Origin of the sequence: Cellulomonas fimi (genome assembly GCF_012952065.1) — a bacterium.
Lineage (GTDB): Bacteria > Actinomycetota > Actinomycetes > Actinomycetales > Cellulomonadaceae > Pengzhenrongella > Pengzhenrongella fimi_A.
In genome coordinates this window covers 24,062-40,143 of the sequence record NZ_JABCJJ010000015.1, presented here as the reverse complement: position 1 = coordinate 40,143, position 16,082 = coordinate 24,062, and the positions used below count along the sequence as shown (strand labels likewise).

Sequence of the window (16,082 nt, the reverse complement as noted above, 5' to 3'; positions counted from 1 at the left end):
CGGCCACGCGACGTCGACCTCGGCGTGCGGTCCGTCCGGGGGCGGGCGGCGAGCCCGTGACAGCCGACCCGCACGCCGACGACTCGGACGTGGGGTGGCACGAGGGGTCGGACTCCAACGACGACCGACTCCGCCGCGACGTCCCACCGCACTGGTGACCGTCCCGGCGCGCGGGTGGGCACACGCGGAGTCGGGCCGCGGGGCCGGTCCCGCGGGCGGGGGCTCTCAGACGACGGGTGGAGCAGGCGGCGCCTCGCCCGCAGAGGTCCAGCCGGTTCCGGGCGACGCGTGGAGGCCGCTTCCGGACCGACCGGCCTGACCCTGAGCCGCGAGCAGGTCGCGGATCTCCTGCAGCAGCAGGACGTCCTCCGCGGGCTTCTCGGGCTCGGGCTCGATGCCGCGCTTGCGGCGCTCGGCGAGCTTGTTGAGCGGGAGCACGATGAGGAAGTAGACCGCGGCCGCGATCATGAGGAACTTCACGATCGCATCGAGTACCAGGCCGGGGTAGAAGTTCGCGTTGTTGACCACGAAGGCGCCCGCCTGGCTCAGGTCGGGGCTGCCGAAGATCGCGGCCACGAGGGGCGTGAGGATCCCGTCGACGACTGCGGTCACCAGCGCCGTGAACGCCGTGCCGATGACGACCGCGACGGCCAGCTCGACGACGTTGCCGCGCATGATGAACTCTTTGAAGCCGTTCAGCATCGATGTGCCCCTTGTCCTGGGTCCGGGCGGGTGTCGGGCCGATCATGGCACGAGCACGGCGCTCAGGTCCGCCCATCCGAGCACTCCGGCCAGAGCCTCGGCCTCGTCCGGGCCCACGGCGACGAGGGTGAGCGCTCCGTCGGTCGAGACCGTGCCGCCGCCCAGCAGGCCCCCGGCGAGCCCGCCGTCGCCGGCGTCCGCAGCCTCCGCGGCCCCTCCGCGGCCCGCACCCGGCCCCGGCAGGACGAGCGCGCGCTCGGCCAGGCGCTGTGCGGTGGGCCGCCCGTCGGAGCCGCTCGAGCCGGCGAGGAGGTCGACCCGGTCCCCGGGACGCAGGAGCGCGGCGACGGCAGGGTCTGCCAGGCGCACGGGCACGACGACCGTGCCCGGCGGTCCCGACGCCGCGAGCCGCTCCCCGGCCAGCAGCGGCTCGACGATCGGCAGTCCCGCCGGGACCGCGGTCACGAGGCTTCGCCCGACGACGTCGGAGCTCGCCTCGGGGATCCCCGCCAGGGCGTAGCCGGCCGGGAGCCGCGCGACACGCAGGTCCTGCTCCTGGAGCGGGACGCCGGGGGGCAGGTCGCGCGCCGCGACCGTCACGGGTCGGGTGACCGGCGGCGGCGGTCGTAGCTCAGCGACGACGACGGCCGCCGCGAGCCCGAGCAGGGCCGCCGCCACCAGGAAGCGCCAGCGCCACAGGACCAGCCGCCAGCGCAGGCGGGGCGAGCGTCGACGCGGACGCCGAGCGCCGTCGTCGGGCACGGACCAGGATCGGCGAGGCATGGCGCGACGCTAGGTCGCTCGCGCAGTCCGCCGCCGTGGGACCGAGGTGCGCTGTGGATGTCGGTGCGCCGCCCTGGGGTGAACGTCAGCCGGCCGCGGCCGACGTCGTCGCGGGTGCCCTGGACTTCGTGGGCTTCGCCCCGGGACCGCTCGTCGAGCCGGCCGTCGTCGCGGGAGCGGCGGCCGTGCCGGTGCCCGACGACCCGGACTCACCCGAAGCCGAACCCCCCGAGCCACCCGACCCCGAGCCACCCGACCCCGAGCCACCCGACGCAGAGTCGCCCGACCCGGTCGCCGACTCGCCGCCCTGGGACGCGTCGGCGCGCGTCCCAGCGCCCGACTTCCCCGACCGCGAGTCGTTCCGGTAGAAGCCCGAGCCCTTGAACACCACGCCCACGCTCGAGAAGACCTTGCGCAGCCGTCCGGCGCACTCGGGGCACTGGGTGAGCGAGGCGTCGCTGAACGACTGGAGCGCCTCGAACGTGTGCGCGCACTCGGTGCACGCGTAGGCGTAGGTGGGCAACGGGTCCTCCTCACGGGCCACCAGCGGCGCTGGCACTCTGCTCGACTGAGTGCTAATCGTACTCGCCCGTCGATGCACCCGTGCGCCCACGCCGCGCGCGCCTCACCGAGGAGCGTCGCGCGGGCTACTCTCGCGGGGTGCCCAGCCGCCGCCTCCGCATCGTCGCCACAGCCATCGCCGCCGGCCTCGTGCTCGTCCTGGCCGGCGGAGTGGTGGTCACCGCCGTCACGATCCGCAAGCCGCTTCCGCAGACGTCGGGCACGCTCGAGCTGTCCGGGCTCGACGCCGAGGTCCAGGTGGTCCGGGACGCCCAGGGCGTGCCGTCCATCACGGCCGGGACGACCGACGACCTGTTCCGCGCGCAGGGCTTCGTCGCGGCTCAGGACCGCTTCTTCGAGATGGACTACCGCCGGCACGTGACCTCGGGCCGCGTCTCGGAGCTCGTCGGCGCGAACGAGGACGCGCTCGCGGCGGACAGCGTCATCCGGACCTTCGGCTGGCGCGACGTGGCGGAGCAGGAGTGGGAGCTGCTGCTGCCCGAGACCCGCTCGTACCTCGAGGCGTACGCGGAGGGCGTCAACGCCTACCTCGACTCGCGCTCGCCGGACGCCCTCGGCGTCGAGTACACCGTGCTCGGCCTGCAGGTCGACGTCGCCGACCCCGAGCCCTGGGACCCCATCGACTCCGTCGCCTGGCTCAAGGCGATGGCCTGGGACCTGCGCGGCAACTACGACGACGAGCTCGCGCGCGCCACCACGTTCGCCGCCGTCCGCGACGTCGCCCGTGTCAACGAGCTCTTCCCGGCCTACCCGCAGGACCGCAACGCGCCGATCCTCCCGGAGCTCACCGACGAGTCGCTGCGTGCCACCGCCACCGCCGACGACGGCGCGGCAGGGCTGGGACCGGACCTCGCCTCGGAGGAGCTCCAGCGGGCGCTCGCCTCGGCCCAGGACGCGCTCGCGGCGGTGCCCCAGCTGGTGGGCCGCGGCGAGGGGATCGGCTCGAACTCCTGGGTCGTCGGGGGCGAGCACACCGCGTCCGGCCAGCCGATCCTCGCGAACGACCCGCACCTGGGGATCTCCGCTCCGAGCGTCTGGTCGCAGGTCGGGCTGCGCTGCGCCGACGTCGGCCCGCAGTGCCCGTTCGACGTCACCGGCTTCTCGTTCGCAGGGTTCCCCGGCGTGATCATCGGGCACAACGAGCAGCTCGCGTGGGGCCTGACCAACCTCGGTGCCGACGTCACGGACTTCTTCCTCGAGCGCATCTCGGGTGAGCAGTACCTGCTCGACGGCGAGCGCATCGACCTCGAGACCCGCACGGAGACGATCAAGGTCAACGGCGGCGACGACGTCGAGCTCGTGGTCCGCTCGACCGGCCACGGCCCGATCATCTCGGGCGTGCTGCCCGAGGTGAACGCCGCGCGCGTCGCGCCGCTGCCCGAGGGCGCGCCGGCCGGCGTCTACGAGATCTCCCTGGGCTGGACGGCCCTGGCGCCCGGCCGGTCGGCGGACGCCGTGTTCGCCATCAACCTCGCGCGCGACGCCGACGACATCGCCGCCGCCGCCGCCCTGTTCGAGGTGCCGTCGCAGAACATCGTGTTCGCCACGACCGACGGCCACATCGGCTACCAGGCACCCGGCAAGATCCCGATCCGCGCGCAGGTCCCGGGCAGCCCGGTCCCGTCCGACGGCAGCTGGCCACGGCCCGGCTGGGACAGCGCCTTCGACTGGCAGGGGTTCGTCGACCCGGCCGACATGCCCGCCGTCCTCGACCCGGAGGAGGGGTTCATCGTGGCCGCGAACCAGGCGGTCACGCGGCCCGGCGTCGGGCCCTTCCTCACGAGCGACTACGACTACGGGTACCGCGCGCAGCGCATCCGCGACGTGCTCTCGGCGGCGACGGAGGCGGGCACGAAGATCGACGTCGCGAGCACCCAGGCGCTCCAGCTCGACGACGCCAACCCGTACGCCGAGATGCTGGTCCGCACGCTGATGACGACCCGGCTCGAGTCCGAGTTCGACCGCGCCGGGCAGCGGCTGCTGCGCGACTGGGACCGCCGCTCGACGACCGACTCGGCGGCGGCCGCGTACTTCGCGGCCGTCTGGTCGAACCTCCTCGAGCTGACGTTCTGGGACGACTTCCCGGAGAGCTACCGGCCGACCGGCGGCAGCCGCTGGCTCGAGGTCGTGCGCGGCCTGCTCGAGCGCCCCGACGACCCGTGGTGGGACGACCGGACGACCGTGGGCGTCGTCGAGGGGCGCGACGAGATCCTGACGCGCGCGCTGACGTCGGCCCGCCTCGAGCTCACGGTCGAGATCAGCAAGGACCCGTCCGACTGGAGCTGGGGCAAGCTGCACACCGCAGCGCCCGAGCACAGCGTGCTCGGTGGCGAGGGTGTGCCGTCCGCGATCCGCACCCTCATGAACCCCGGAGCGGTCGCGGTGCCCGGCGGGTCGGCCATGGTCAACGCGATGAACTGGGACGCCGGGACCGACTCGTACGCGGTGACGTCGGCGCCCTCGATGCGCATGGTCGTCGACCTCGCCGACCTCGACGCGTCGACGTGGGTCAACCTCACCGGCGTGTCGGGGCACCCCGCGAGCACGCACTACGCCGACCAGCTCGACGACTGGGCGCAGGGCAGGACGTTCGCGTGGCCGTTCAGCCCCGCCGCGGTCGACGAGGCGGCGCGCGACCGGCTGACGCTGCGACCCTGACGGCGGCTACCCGGCGGTCTGCGGCCGGAGCCAGCGCCAACCCTCGGGCGTCGCGACGGCGTCGACCATGCGGTCGTGCGCCTGCCGCGGCAGCGGGCGCGTGCCGGCGTCGTAGACCTCCTCGGCGAAGACCATGGCGACGACGGGCGCCGTCGGCCGCGCGTGCTCCAGCGCACGGTCGTACCAGCCTCCGCCCTGGCCGAGCCGGGCCCCCGAGGTGTCGACCGCGAGTGCCGGCGCGACGATGACGTCGGCCTCGGCGAGCGACTCGGGGCCCAGGTGGGGGCCGCCCGGTTCGGGCGGTCGGCCGGGGGCGCGCTGGTGCAGGTCCTCGGCGCCGCGGTACTCCGCCCAGTCGCGCTGCAGGCCCGAGCCCAGCACCGGCAGGAGGACCCGGACGCCCCGGTCGGTCAGCCACTCGAGCAGCGGCAGGGTGCTGGGCTCGGACGCGCGGGCGGCGTAGGCGGCGACGCAGCGGGCCTCGCGCAGCGGCGGCAGCGTGCTCAGCACGGACCCGAACGCCTCGGCCGCCTCCAGCCGGCGGCGCTCCGAGCGGGCCTGCCGGGCGGCCCGGATGGCCTTCCTGAGCGCGTCCTTCGCGTCCTCGGGGTCCATGGCGCCGTGCGCGGCCGGAACGGGCTGGGCGACGTTGCTCATGGCGAACAGTCTCGCGCATGGGGCGGGGTGGTCCGACGCGGCACGCGCCGAGAGCCGTTGTTAGCCTCCACCCCATGACGATCCCGAGGAGGGGCGCCAGGTGACGCCCGTAGGAGACCCGGGTGAGCTCTCGCTCGGGTCGCGCGCGTACGGCGACGCGCTCGCCGTCGTCTCCCAGCAGAGCACGGCGGTCCGGGCGGGGGACCGGGCCCGCTCCCAGGTGCTCGAGGGCTAGGCATGCGGACCGGGTGGCCCGTGGCGCTGGCCGACGGCGACGTCCGCCTGCGCGGGCTGACGCGCCACGACGGGCGGACGTGGCTCGCGCTCCGGGCGTCCAACGCGGGCTGGCTCGACCGGTGGGAGGCGTCGTCGCCGGTCCCCGTGCCCGGTCCGCCGCCCTCGTTCGCGCAGTTCGTGCGCCAGCTCTCCCGGCAGGCGAGGGCCGGGACGGCGCTGCCGTTCGCCGTCGACCACGAGGAGCGGCTGGTGGGGCAGCTCACGGTGTCCGGCATCGCCTACGGCTCGCTGCGGTCGGCGACCATCGGCTACTGGGTCTCCCAGCACGTCGCCGGGCGAGGGATCATCCCGACGGCGGTCGCGCTCGCCACCGACCACTGCTTCGGCGCGCTCGGTCTGCACCGCGTCGAGATCAACGTCCGGCCCGAGAACGCGGCGAGCCTGCGCGTCGTCGAGAAGCTCGGCTTCCGCGACGAGGGCGTGCGGGTGCGCTACCTCCACATCGCGGGGGAGTGGTGCGACCACCGGACGTTCGCGCTGACCGCGGAGGAGGTCCCGGAGGGGCTGCTGACCCGGTGGAAGGTCACGAGGTCGGCGTCGAGCGCCCCGGAATGACCGAGCGCGGCCCGGGAATGACACGCGTGTAGTTTCGCCCGCCGACACGCCGCGCCGGCTGCCGCCGTGGTGCGGCGCGCGCGCCTACGGTCGGTGACGTGCGAGATCTGGCTGGGGTCGCCTCCCTCGCGGCGGTGGCCCTCTGGATCGCGTACCTGGTGCCGCAGCGGTTGCGGTACCGGCAACAGCTGCTCGAGTCGCGTGCCGAGGACAGGTTCTCGGAGGCGCTGCGGGTGCTCGCGGTGGCCGACCGGCTCGGAGACAGGGCAGGTCGGGCGGCGCGCGCCGGCGAGGCCCGGGCAGAGTGCGGCCCGGGCGCTGAGAAGCGGACCGGGCTGCTCACGCCCGGCTGGGGCATCCCGGTGCAGGGTTCGGCTCGGGTGCAGGGTTCGGTTCGGGAGCAGGGTTCGGTTCGGGAGCAGGGTTCGACCGGGCAGCAGGGTTCGACCGGGCAGCAGGGTCCGGTCGGGAAGCACAGCGCGGCGAGGGTGGGCGGCATCGTGGAACGACCGCACGGCACGCAGGACAAGACCACGGCCGACGCCGCCCGGCGCGCGGCCCAGCGGCGGGCCCAGCGCGCAGCGACCCTCGCGCGTCGTGCCGCGGCAGCCCGGCGTCGCGCCGTCCTGACCGTCGCCCTCCTCGCGCTCAGCGCGGCGGCGTGGGTCGTGGTGGGGTTCGGGACGCTCCCGCTCGTCGCGGCCGCTGTGCCGACCGTCGCGCTCGCCGGCGTCCTCGTGCTCGGCCGGCGCGCGGTGCTCCAGGGCCAGGCCGCCGACGCCGCGTGGGCGCGTCGCGAGGCGGCGCCGGCTCGTGCGGCACTCGCGCCCGGCGCTCCCGTCACCGGGCGCGCGTACCACCCGTCGGACGCGCACACCGAGGTGATCGAGCGGGTCGGGGACGAGGTCGCGACGGACGGCGCGATCACGCGCGGGCGCTCCGCGCGGGGTCGCGCGACGAGTGCGGTGCCGGTGGGCACCGGCAGTGAGACGGAGACCCGGACGGAGGCGGGGATCGAGACCCGGACGGAGGCGGGGATCGAGACCGAGGCCGACGACGCGGTGACCGCCGTGGCGGACGAGCCGGACGCGCAGACCGAGGCGTCGCACGCGGAGGAGGCCGGCTCGACCCAGTGGGAGCCGGTCCCCGTCCCGCGCCCGACCTATACGACCAAGGCCGCCGCTCCACGTCGTGAGCCGGCGCCGCTGGTGCTCGAAGAGGCGGCTGTCGCGACGGCGTCGTCGGCGACCGACGCGGAGGGCGAGGACGAGGCCGAGGTGGGGGACGCGGCGTCGTCGGCGAGCGGGCGGACTGCTGCGGCCGGCGAAGCGGCGGCCGAGCCGGGGGCACCCGCGCCGTCGATCGACCTGGACGCGGTGCTCGCGCGCCGGCGTGCGTCGGGCGAGTGACCTGCCGATTTCTCAGAACCCCGGAGCCGGGTGCTAATCTGTAGCCCGCTCGAGGGGCTGTGGCGCAGTTGGTAGCGCGTCTCGTTCGCAATGAGAAGGTCAGGGGTTCGAATCCCCTCAGCTCCACCCTCGACGGGACCCCGTCGGACCAGCGCAAGCACTCCGGTCCGGCGGGGTTCTGTCGTCTCCCAACCGGACCGCTCCGCCAGTCGGGCGATGCGGCGTCCGTCCGACTGTGAGGGCCGGGCGGCCGGGCGGCCGGGCGGCCGGCCGACAACCCGGCGAGGATCGGCGCGCATCCCTGCCGTGTCGGTCCCCGTCGATAGAGTCGCCAGGGCCTGACGCCCGCATCGACGGACGCTGTCGCAGGACCTTGAGACCACGAGCACGCCCGCACAAGCGCGGCGACAGGAGAGACCGACGTATGAACCGCGAGACGCAGCGCGCGGAGCTGCACAAGACGATCTGGCGGATCGCGAACGACCTCCGAGGGAGCGTGGACGGCTGGGACTTCAAGCAGTACGTCCTCGGCATGCTGTTCTATCGCTACATCTCCGAGAACCTCACGGCCTATCTGAACGGCTTCGAGCTCGAGGCGGGTGTGATCCGGTTCGACTACACCGCCATCAGCGACAAGGACGCCGAGTTCGGCCGCAGGGAGACGGTGGCTGAGAAGGGCTTCTACATCCTGCCGAGCGAGCTCTTCGTCAACGTGCGCAAGAGTGCCCCGAGGGACGAGAACCTCAACGAGACGCTCGAGCGCGTCTTCAAGAACATCGAGGCCTCCGCGGTCGGTACGGACAGCGAGTACGACATCAAGGGCCTGTTCGACGACCTCGACGTGAACAGCGCCAAGCTCGGCAGCACCGTGGCCAGGCGCAACGCACAGCTCGTCAAGCTGCTCGACGCGATCGGAGACCTGAACCTCGGGGACGGCAGCTTCAGCGAGAACAAGATCGACGCGTTCGGCGACGCGTACGAGTACCTGATGCAGATGTACGCCTCGAGCGCAGGCAAGTCCGGCGGGGAGTTCTACACGCCGCAGGAGGTCTCCGAGCTCCTCGCCCGCATCACCGTGGTCGGCAAGACCGGGGTGAACAAGGTGTACGACCCGGCCTGCGGGTCCGGCTCGCTGCTGCTGAAGTTCGCCAAGGTCCTCGGCAAGGACAACGTCCGCCAGGGCTTCTTCGGTCAGGAGATCAACCTGACCACCTACAACCTGGCCCGGATCAACATGTTCCTGCACGACATCAACTTCGAGAAGTTCGACATCGCGCACGGCGACACGCTCACGGACCCCGCCCACTGGGACGACGAGCCGTTCGAGGCGATCGTGTCCAACCCGCCTTACTCCACCAGGTGGGACGGCGACGCGAACCCGCTGCTGATCAACGATCCGCGGTACGCGCCGGCCGGCGTGCTGGCACCGAAGTCCAAGGCGGACCTGGCGTTCACGATGCACATGCTGTCGTGGTTGGCCGTCAACGGGACCGCGGCGATCGTCGAGTTCCCCGGCGTGCTCTACCGTGGCGGCGCCGAGGCGAAGATCCGCAAGTACCTGATCGACAACAACTACGTCGACGCCGTCATCCAGCTACCGGCGGACCTGTTCTTCGGCACCACGATCGCGACCTGCGTCATCGTGCTCAAGAAGTCCAAGGCCGAGAACAAGGTGCTGTTCATCGACGCTTCTGCCCAGTTCGTCCGCCGCGGCAACAAGAACAAGCTCACCGACGCCGACCAGCGGAAGATCCTCGACGCGTTCGTCGACCGTCAGGACGCCGACCACTTCGTCCGCCTCGTCGACAACGAGGCGATCGCCGAGAACGCCTACAACCTCTCGGTGTCGTCCTGGGTCGAGGCCGAAGACACCCGCGAGGCGGTCGACATCAACGAGCTCAACGCGCGCATCGCAGGCATCGTCGAGCGGCAGACCGAGCTGCGGACAGCGATCGACGCGATCGTCGCGGACCTCGAGGGGGCCGGATGACGGACCGCCCGCTCGCGCTGACCGATCCTCCCGACGGGTACCGGGCCTGGCTGGACGGCTTGAAGTCCCGCGTCCACGCGGCCCAGCAGCGGGCAGCGCTGGCGGTCAACGCTGAGATGCTGCACCTGTACTGGCAGATCGGCAACGACATCCTCGTCCGTCAGTCGGAGCAGGGTTGGGGACGCAAGGTCGTCGAACGCCTCTCCCATGACCTCCGCTCGGCCTTCCCGGACATGAAGGGGTTCTCCCGCGCGAACCTCATGTACATGCGGGCGTTCGCGGATGCCTGGCCTGAGGAGGCAATCGTCCAACAGGCTGTTGGACGAATCCCCTGGAGTCATAGCCTCGTGCTGCTCACCAAGCTCAAGACGCCGGAGGAGCGGCTGGCGTACGCCGAAGCAGCTGTGCGGCACGGCTGGTCGCGAAACGTTCTGGCCATCCAGATCGAGCGGCACGTGGTGGAGCGGCAAGGGCAGGCTGTCACGAACTTCGAGAGCACGCTCCCTACGCCGCATTCCGACCTCGGCCGCGAGTCGCTCAAGAACCCCTACCTGTTCGACTTCCTCGGGCTCGGTGACGAGGCGGGCGAGAGGGAGATCGAGAACGCGCTGGTCGCGCACGTGACCGAGTTCCTGCTCGAGCTCGGCGCCGGGTTCGCCTACGTCGGACGGCAGGTTCATCTGCAGGTCGGGGAGGAGGACTTCTACCTCGACCTGCTCTTCTACCACCTCACGCTCCGGCGCTACGTCGTCGTCGAGCTCAAGGCCGGCACGTTCGAGCCCGAGTACCTCGGTCGGCTCGGCTTCTACCTGACCGCGGTCGACGCGCAGGTGAAGCACGAGCACGACGGCGCGACCATCGGCCTGCTGCTGTGCAAGAGCAAGGACAAGGTCGTGGCCGAGTACGCGCTGCGCGGGACGGCCCAGCCGCTCGGGGTCGCGGAGTACCAGCTCGTCGAGTCGCTGCCAGAACAGCTGCAGGTCGCGATGCCGACCATCGAGCAGATCGAGGCCGAGCTGCAAGGAGACGCCGAGTGAGCGTGATCGACGACCTTATTGCGGAGTTCGCGCCAAACGGCATTGAGTACAAGTTCCTCGGGGAGATCGGAACCTTCACTCGGGGGAACGGCCTCCAGAAGAAGGACTTGACCGACGTGGGTGTTCCCGCGATCCATTACGGCCAGATTCACACCCACTACGGCACCTGGACGGCGGAGTCCATCTCGTTCGTCACGCCCGAATTCGCGCGTGGAATGCGGAAAGCGCAACCTGGCGATCTTGTCATCGCCACCACGAGCGAGGACGACAATGCAGTAGCAAAGGCCGTTGCCTGGCTTGGCGACGAGGACGCTGCAGTGAGCGGTGACGCATACATATTCCGTCACTCGATGGATCCGAAGTTTGTCGCATACTTCTTCGAGTCTGAGCGATTCCAAGCGCAGAAGACGGTCGGCATCACTGGTACGAAAGTGCGACGTATTTCGGGCACAGGGCTGGCGAGAGTTCGAATCCCCGCTCCCGCTCTCGATATTCAACAGGAGATCGTGCGAGTATTGGACTCTTTCGCGGAGCTGGAGGCGGAGCTGGAGGCGGAGCTGGAGGCGGAGCTGGAGGCCCGCAAGGCGCAGTATGCCCAGTATCGGGAGCGGCTCCTGACGTTTCCCGATGACGGGGACGCGCGGTGGACGACTCTGGGTGACGTCGGCGAGTTCATCCGGGGCCGCCGCTTCACCAAGGACGACTACGTCGAGTCCGGCCTGGGGTGCATCCACTACGGGCAGATCTACACCGACTACGGCACCTCGGCGACGTCGACGGTTGCGTTCTTGAACCCCGCTATGAGTGCATCGCTCCGGCTAGCCAAGAAGGGCGACCTGGTGATCGCGGCGACGGGGGAGAACGTCGAGGACGTCTGCAAGGCGGTTGCCTGGCTCAGCGACGACGAGGTGGCGGTCCACGACGACTGCCAGATCTTCCGACACACACTCGACCCGAGGTACGCGTCGTACTTCTTCCAGTCGGCGAGCTTTCAGGAGCAGAAGGTCAAGTTCGCCTCAGAGTCGAAGGTCGTTCGAATCTCTGGTGCGAACCTCGCCAAGATCAAGATCCAGGTGCCGCCGAGGGAGGAGCAGGAGCGCGTCGTCGGGATCCTCGACAAGTTCGACGCGTTGATCGCCGACATCGCCGTCGGCCTGCCTGCGGAGATCGCCGGGCGCCGCAAGCAGTACGAGTACTACCGTGACCGGCTCCTGTCCTTCGAGGAGGCTGTCCCGTGAGTGAGGCACCGGCGCGTCACTTCGAGCCCATCGCGCTGAGCTCGGAGAGCACGGTCGTCGCCGAGTTCGTCGCGGACCAACGCGCCGAGCACGGGTACCAGTCGGAGTCGGAGCTCGAGGCGGCATTCATCGAGCTGCTTCGGGAGCAGGCGTACGAGCACCTGCCGATCACGTCCGAGGCTCAGCTCGTCGCGAACCTCCGCACGCAGCTCGAGGCGCTCAACCACATCGCCTTTTCGGACGCGGAGTGGGAACGGTTCTTCACCACGACGATCGCGGGCGACAAGGACGGGATCGTCGAGAAGACGGTCCGGATCCAGGAGGATCACGTCCAGCTGCTGAAGCGTGACGACGGGTCGACGAAGAACATCACGCTGCTCGACAAGCGGCACATCCACAACAACCGGCTCCAGGTCGTCAACCAGTACGAGGTCACCTCGACCGGCGCCACCGCCGCCGAGCGCCGGGAGAACCGGTACGACGTGACGGTCCTGGTCAACGGGCTGCCGATGGTCCACATCGAGCTCAAGCGACGCGGGGTGGACCTCCGGGAGGCGTTCAACCAGATCGACCGCTACCAGCGCGACTCGTTCTGGTCCGGCTCGGGTCTGTTCGAGTACGTCCAGCTGTTCGTGATCTCGAACGGCACCCTGACGAAGTACTACTCGAACACCACGCGCTTCCAGCACCTGAGCGAGACGGCCGCGGCGAGGCGGGCGAAGAAGAAGACGTCGAGCTCCTTCGAGTTCACCTCGTGGTGGGCCGACGCGAGCAACGCGCCGATCGGCGACCTGACGGGGTTCGCGCGCACGTTCTTCGCCAAGCACACGCTGCTGAACATCCTCACCAGGTACTGCGTGCTGACGGCGGACCGGATGCTGCTGGTCATGCGTCCGTACCAGATCGTCGCGACGGAACGGATCCTCAGCCGCATCGAGATCTCGACGACGTACAAGCAGTTCGGCACCCTGGCGGCCGGCGGGTACGTCTGGCACACGACCGGGTCGGGCAAGACCCTGACCTCGTTCAAGACCGCGCAGCTGGCGTCGAGGCTGGGCGACGTCGACAAGGTGCTGTTCGTCGTCGACCGCAAGGACCTCGACTACCAGACCATGCGCGAGTACGACCGCTTCGAGAAGGGCGCCGCGAACTCGAACACCTCGACGGCGGTGCTCAAGCGGCAGTTGGAGGACCCTGGGGCGCGGATCATCATCACCACGATCCAGAAGCTCTCGACGTTCATCGCCAAGAACAAGGGGCACGAGGTCTTCGGGGGCCACGTGGTGATCATCTTCGACGAGTGCCACCGCTCCCAGTTCGGGGACATGCACACCGCGATCACCAAGGCGTTCAAGCGGTATCACCTGTTCGGGTTCACCGGCACGCCGATCTTCGCGGCCAATGCGGGGTCGGGCGGCAACGTGCAGCTGCGCACCACCGCGCAGGCCTTCGGGGAGAAGCTGCACACCTACACGATCGTGGACGCGATCAACGACAAGAACGTGCTGCCGTTCCGCATCGACTACGTCAACACCGTCCGCCAGGCCGACACCGTGGTCGACAAGCAGGTGTCCGCGATCGACACCGCCAAGGCGCTCCTCGCCCCGCAACGGGTGCGCAAGGTCGTGGAGTACATCCGCGAGCACTTCGACCAGAAGACGAAGCGCAACGAGACCTACCGCCTCGCGGACAAGCGGGTGGCCGGGTTCAACTCCATCTTCGCGACCGCGTCGATCGAGGCGGCCAAGATCTACTACAACCAGTTCGGGCTGCAGCAGCTCGACCTGCCCGAGGCGCAGCGGCTGAAGGTCGCGCTCATCTACTCGTACGCGGCCAACGAGGACGAGCCGGACGGCCTGCTCGACGAGGAAGAGTTCGAGACCGATGGGCTGGACAAGTCCTCCCGGGACTTCCTGGAGGACGCGATCCAGGACTACAACGACATGTTCGGCACGAGCTTCGACACGTCGGCCGACAAGTTCCAGAACTACTACAAGGACCTGTCCCTGCGGCTGAAGAACCGCGAGATCGATCTCGTCATCGTCGTCAACATGTTCCTGACCGGTTTCGACGCGACCACGCTCAACACCCTGTGGGTCGACAAGAACCTGCGCGCCCACGGCTTGATCCAGGCCTACTCGCGTACCAACCGCATCCTGAACTCGGTCAAGACCTACGGGAACATCGTGAGCTTCAGGAACCTGGAGGACGAGACCAACGACGCCATCGCCCTGTTCGGCAACAAGGACGCCACCGGCATCGTGCTCCTCAAGCCCTACCAGGAGTACTTCGACGAGTACGCCGACAAGGTCGCCGAGCTGCAGCAGCGGATCCCACTCGGGCAGGCGATCGTCGGGGAGGACGCGCAGAAGGCGTTCATCGCCCTGTTCGGCGCGATCCTGCGCCTGCGCAACATCCTGACCTCGTTCGACGACTTCGCCGGCCAGGGCATCCTGTCCGACCGTGACCTCCAGGACTACCAGAGTTTGTACCTGGACCTGTACCAGTCCTTCCGCCGCGCCACCGACGCGGAGAAGGAGTCGATCAACGACGACGTCGTCTTCGAGATCGAGCTCATCAGGCAGGTCGAGATCAACGTCGACTACATCCTCATGCTCGTCGTCCGGTACCGGGCCGCGCACGGCGACGGCGAGGACAAGGAGATCAAGGCGACCATCGACCGGGCCATTGACTCCTCCCCGTCGCTGCGCAACAAGAAGGACCTCATCGAGACGTTCGTCGACGACCTCACCATCACCGACGACGTCGCTGCTGACTGGCGCACCTACATCGAGGCCAAGCGTGCTGCCGAGCTCGAGCGGATCATCACCGAAGAACAGCTCAAGCCGGCGGCGACTCGCGCGTTCGTCGACACCGCCTTCCGCGACGGTGCGATCAGAGCCACCGGCACCGCGGTCACCACGATCCTTCCGCCCCTGTCCCGGTTCTCTCAGGGGTCGAACCACTCCGAGAGGAAGCAGATCGTGCTCCAGCGGCTGACCGTCTTCTTCGAACGGTTCGTCGGCCTGGTGTAGCCACCGGGTCGTCCGTGCTCGACGCGTGTCCCTCGTGGAGGACAGTCGCCCCCAGGGCCGACCGTAGCGATCCGCCGCCTCGCGCCGCGATCTCTGGCAGGTTTGGCGTCACGTCCACACGCGCCGTCCGACAGGAGCTGCCGATGATCATCGCCGTGACCGCCTTCGTCCTGCCGGAACCGATCACGCCCGAGCGGGGCCGCGACATCTTCCTCAGCACGGCACCCACGTACCAGGGCGTCGACGGCCTGGTACGCAAGCACTACACGCTCTCCGAGGACGGACGGACGGCGGGCGGCGTCTACCTGTGGGAGTCGCGAACGGCGGCAGAGGCGCTGTACACCGACGCGTGGCGCACCTTCGTGCGCGCGAAGTACGGCACCGACCCGACCGTGACCTACTTCGACAGCCCCGTGTTCGTCGACAACGTCGTCGGCCAGGTCGTCGCGGACGGCGTGGGAAGCGCCGCAGCGCGATGACGCCCGGCCGGTCGGGATGCCGGGACGCGTGAGCAACCTCGAGTCCTCCTCGGGGCGACGGGGCTTTCCCTCGGCACGTCGCGTGGGAGCGGCCGCCCGCAGCGGCCGCCCCTACGATGTCGCCGTGACCGAGACCCGGTGGTTGAACGCAGAGCAGCAGGAGGCTTGGCGCGCCCTCATCGGGATGACGGGGACGCTGCAGGCCGTGCTCGACCGGCAGCTCCAGCAGGCCTCGGGCATGCCGCACGCGTACTACATGGTGCTGGCGATGCTCTCGGAGGCCGACGGCCGGTCGCTGCGCATGAGTCAGCTCGCCGGCGTGCTCAACGCGTCGGCGTCGCGCACGTCGCACGCGGTCGCTCGGCTCGAGGAGGCCGGCTGGGTGCGCCGTGAGCGGCACGCCACCGACGGCCGCGGTCACGTCGCGGTGCTCACCGACCTCGGCTGGGAGGTGCTCGTCGCGGCGGCGCCGGGGCACGTCGAGACGGTGCACGCCGGCGTGTTCGACCCGCTCACGCCCGAGCAGGTCGCCCACCTGCGCGACATCGCGCTCGCGATCCAGGGTGGCCTCGAGTCGGTCGGCCCGGCGCGTTCGGCGACGCGCGAGGAACGCCCGGGCGCCTGACCCCGCCCGGCCCCGCCCGGCCGGCGCGTCGCGGA

General features: G+C 70.3%; 14 protein-coding genes and 1 tRNA gene. 11 read left to right on the top strand and 4 right to left on the bottom strand.

Annotation, left to right across the window (positions count from 1 at the left end):
- Positions 1–225: 225 nt before the first annotated feature.
- The 3 genes from mscL to HIR71_RS10660 form a co-directional block, all read right to left on the bottom strand.
- Positions 226–702, bottom strand: a complete 477-nt coding sequence (mscL, locus tag HIR71_RS10670; protein ID WP_169325047.1) for a large conductance mechanosensitive channel protein MscL — start codon at positions 700–702, stop codon at positions 226–228.
- A gap of 42 nt (positions 703–744) precedes the next feature.
- Positions 745–1,485 carry an SAF domain-containing protein gene (locus HIR71_RS10665; RefSeq protein WP_169325046.1) on the bottom strand — a complete coding sequence of 247 codons (741 nt, stop codon included), beginning with the start codon at positions 1,483–1,485 and terminating at the stop codon, positions 745–747.
- An 85-nt stretch (positions 1,486–1,570) separates the two neighbouring features.
- On the bottom strand, positions 1,571–2,008 hold the full coding sequence (locus HIR71_RS10660) for an FmdB family zinc ribbon protein (protein WP_169325045.1): 438 nt from the start codon (positions 2,006–2,008) through the stop codon (positions 1,571–1,573).
- Between the two features lie 137 nt (positions 2,009–2,145).
- Between HIR71_RS10660 and HIR71_RS10655 the strand changes: the two genes are divergently transcribed.
- Positions 2,146–4,725 (top strand): penicillin acylase family protein, encoded by a 2,580-nt coding sequence (locus HIR71_RS10655; RefSeq protein ID WP_311836221.1) that lies wholly within the window; start codon positions 2,146–2,148, stop codon positions 4,723–4,725.
- A 6-nt stretch (positions 4,726–4,731) separates the two neighbouring features.
- Here HIR71_RS10655 and HIR71_RS10650 read toward each other — a convergent pair whose 3' ends face one another.
- Positions 4,732–5,382: a 5-formyltetrahydrofolate cyclo-ligase gene (locus HIR71_RS10650; protein ID WP_169325044.1), complete on the bottom strand. Its 651-nt coding sequence runs from the start codon at positions 5,380–5,382 to the stop codon at positions 4,732–4,734.
- 100 nt (positions 5,383–5,482) lie between these two features.
- Between HIR71_RS10650 and HIR71_RS17190 the strand changes: the two genes are divergently transcribed.
- The 10 genes from HIR71_RS17190 to HIR71_RS10605 all read left to right on the top strand — a co-directional run bounded on the left by HIR71_RS17190 (position 5,483) and on the right by HIR71_RS10605 (position 16,047).
- Positions 5,483–5,617, top strand: a complete 135-nt coding sequence (locus HIR71_RS17190; protein ID WP_282959276.1) for a hypothetical protein — start codon at positions 5,483–5,485, stop codon at positions 5,615–5,617.
- A gap of 2 nt (positions 5,618–5,619) precedes the next feature.
- A complete protein-coding gene (locus tag HIR71_RS10645) occupies positions 5,620–6,234 on the top strand; it encodes a GNAT family N-acetyltransferase (protein WP_169325043.1) in 615 nt (204 codons plus the stop codon).
- Positions 6,235–6,332: 98 nt separating this feature from the next.
- Positions 6,333–7,643: a hypothetical protein gene (locus HIR71_RS10640; protein WP_169325042.1), complete on the top strand. Its 1,311-nt coding sequence runs from the start codon at positions 6,333–6,335 to the stop codon at positions 7,641–7,643.
- A gap of 53 nt (positions 7,644–7,696) precedes the next feature.
- Positions 7,697–7,769 (top strand) — tRNA-Ala (locus HIR71_RS10635).
- Between the two features lie 298 nt (positions 7,770–8,067).
- The gene (locus HIR71_RS10630; protein WP_169325041.1) at positions 8,068–9,633 is read left to right on the top strand and encodes a type I restriction-modification system subunit M; all 1,566 of its coding nucleotides are present in this window, start codon (positions 8,068–8,070) and stop codon (positions 9,631–9,633) included.
- Positions 9,630–10,670, top strand: a complete 1,041-nt coding sequence (locus tag HIR71_RS10625; RefSeq protein WP_169325040.1) for a PDDEXK nuclease domain-containing protein — start codon at positions 9,630–9,632, stop codon at positions 10,668–10,670. Before HIR71_RS10630 ends, HIR71_RS10625 begins: the two co-directional genes overlap by 4 nt.
- The gene (locus HIR71_RS17495) at positions 10,667–11,908 is read left to right on the top strand and encodes a restriction endonuclease subunit S (protein WP_169325039.1); all 1,242 of its coding nucleotides are present in this window, start codon (positions 10,667–10,669) and stop codon (positions 11,906–11,908) included. Before HIR71_RS10625 ends, HIR71_RS17495 begins: the two co-directional genes overlap by 4 nt.
- Complete coding sequence (locus tag HIR71_RS10615; protein WP_169325038.1) at positions 11,905–14,943, top strand: type I restriction endonuclease subunit R; 3,039 nt, start codon at positions 11,905–11,907, stop codon at positions 14,941–14,943. The genes HIR71_RS17495 and HIR71_RS10615 overlap by 4 nt, the downstream gene beginning before the upstream one ends.
- A 143-nt stretch (positions 14,944–15,086) precedes the next feature.
- A complete protein-coding gene (locus HIR71_RS10610) occupies positions 15,087–15,422 on the top strand; it encodes a monooxygenase (RefSeq protein WP_169325037.1) in 336 nt (111 codons plus the stop codon).
- 124 nt (positions 15,423–15,546) lie between these two features.
- Positions 15,547–16,047, top strand: a complete 501-nt coding sequence (locus HIR71_RS10605; protein WP_211374050.1) for a MarR family winged helix-turn-helix transcriptional regulator — start codon at positions 15,547–15,549, stop codon at positions 16,045–16,047.
- The last annotated feature ends 35 nt before the right edge of the window (positions 16,048–16,082 follow it).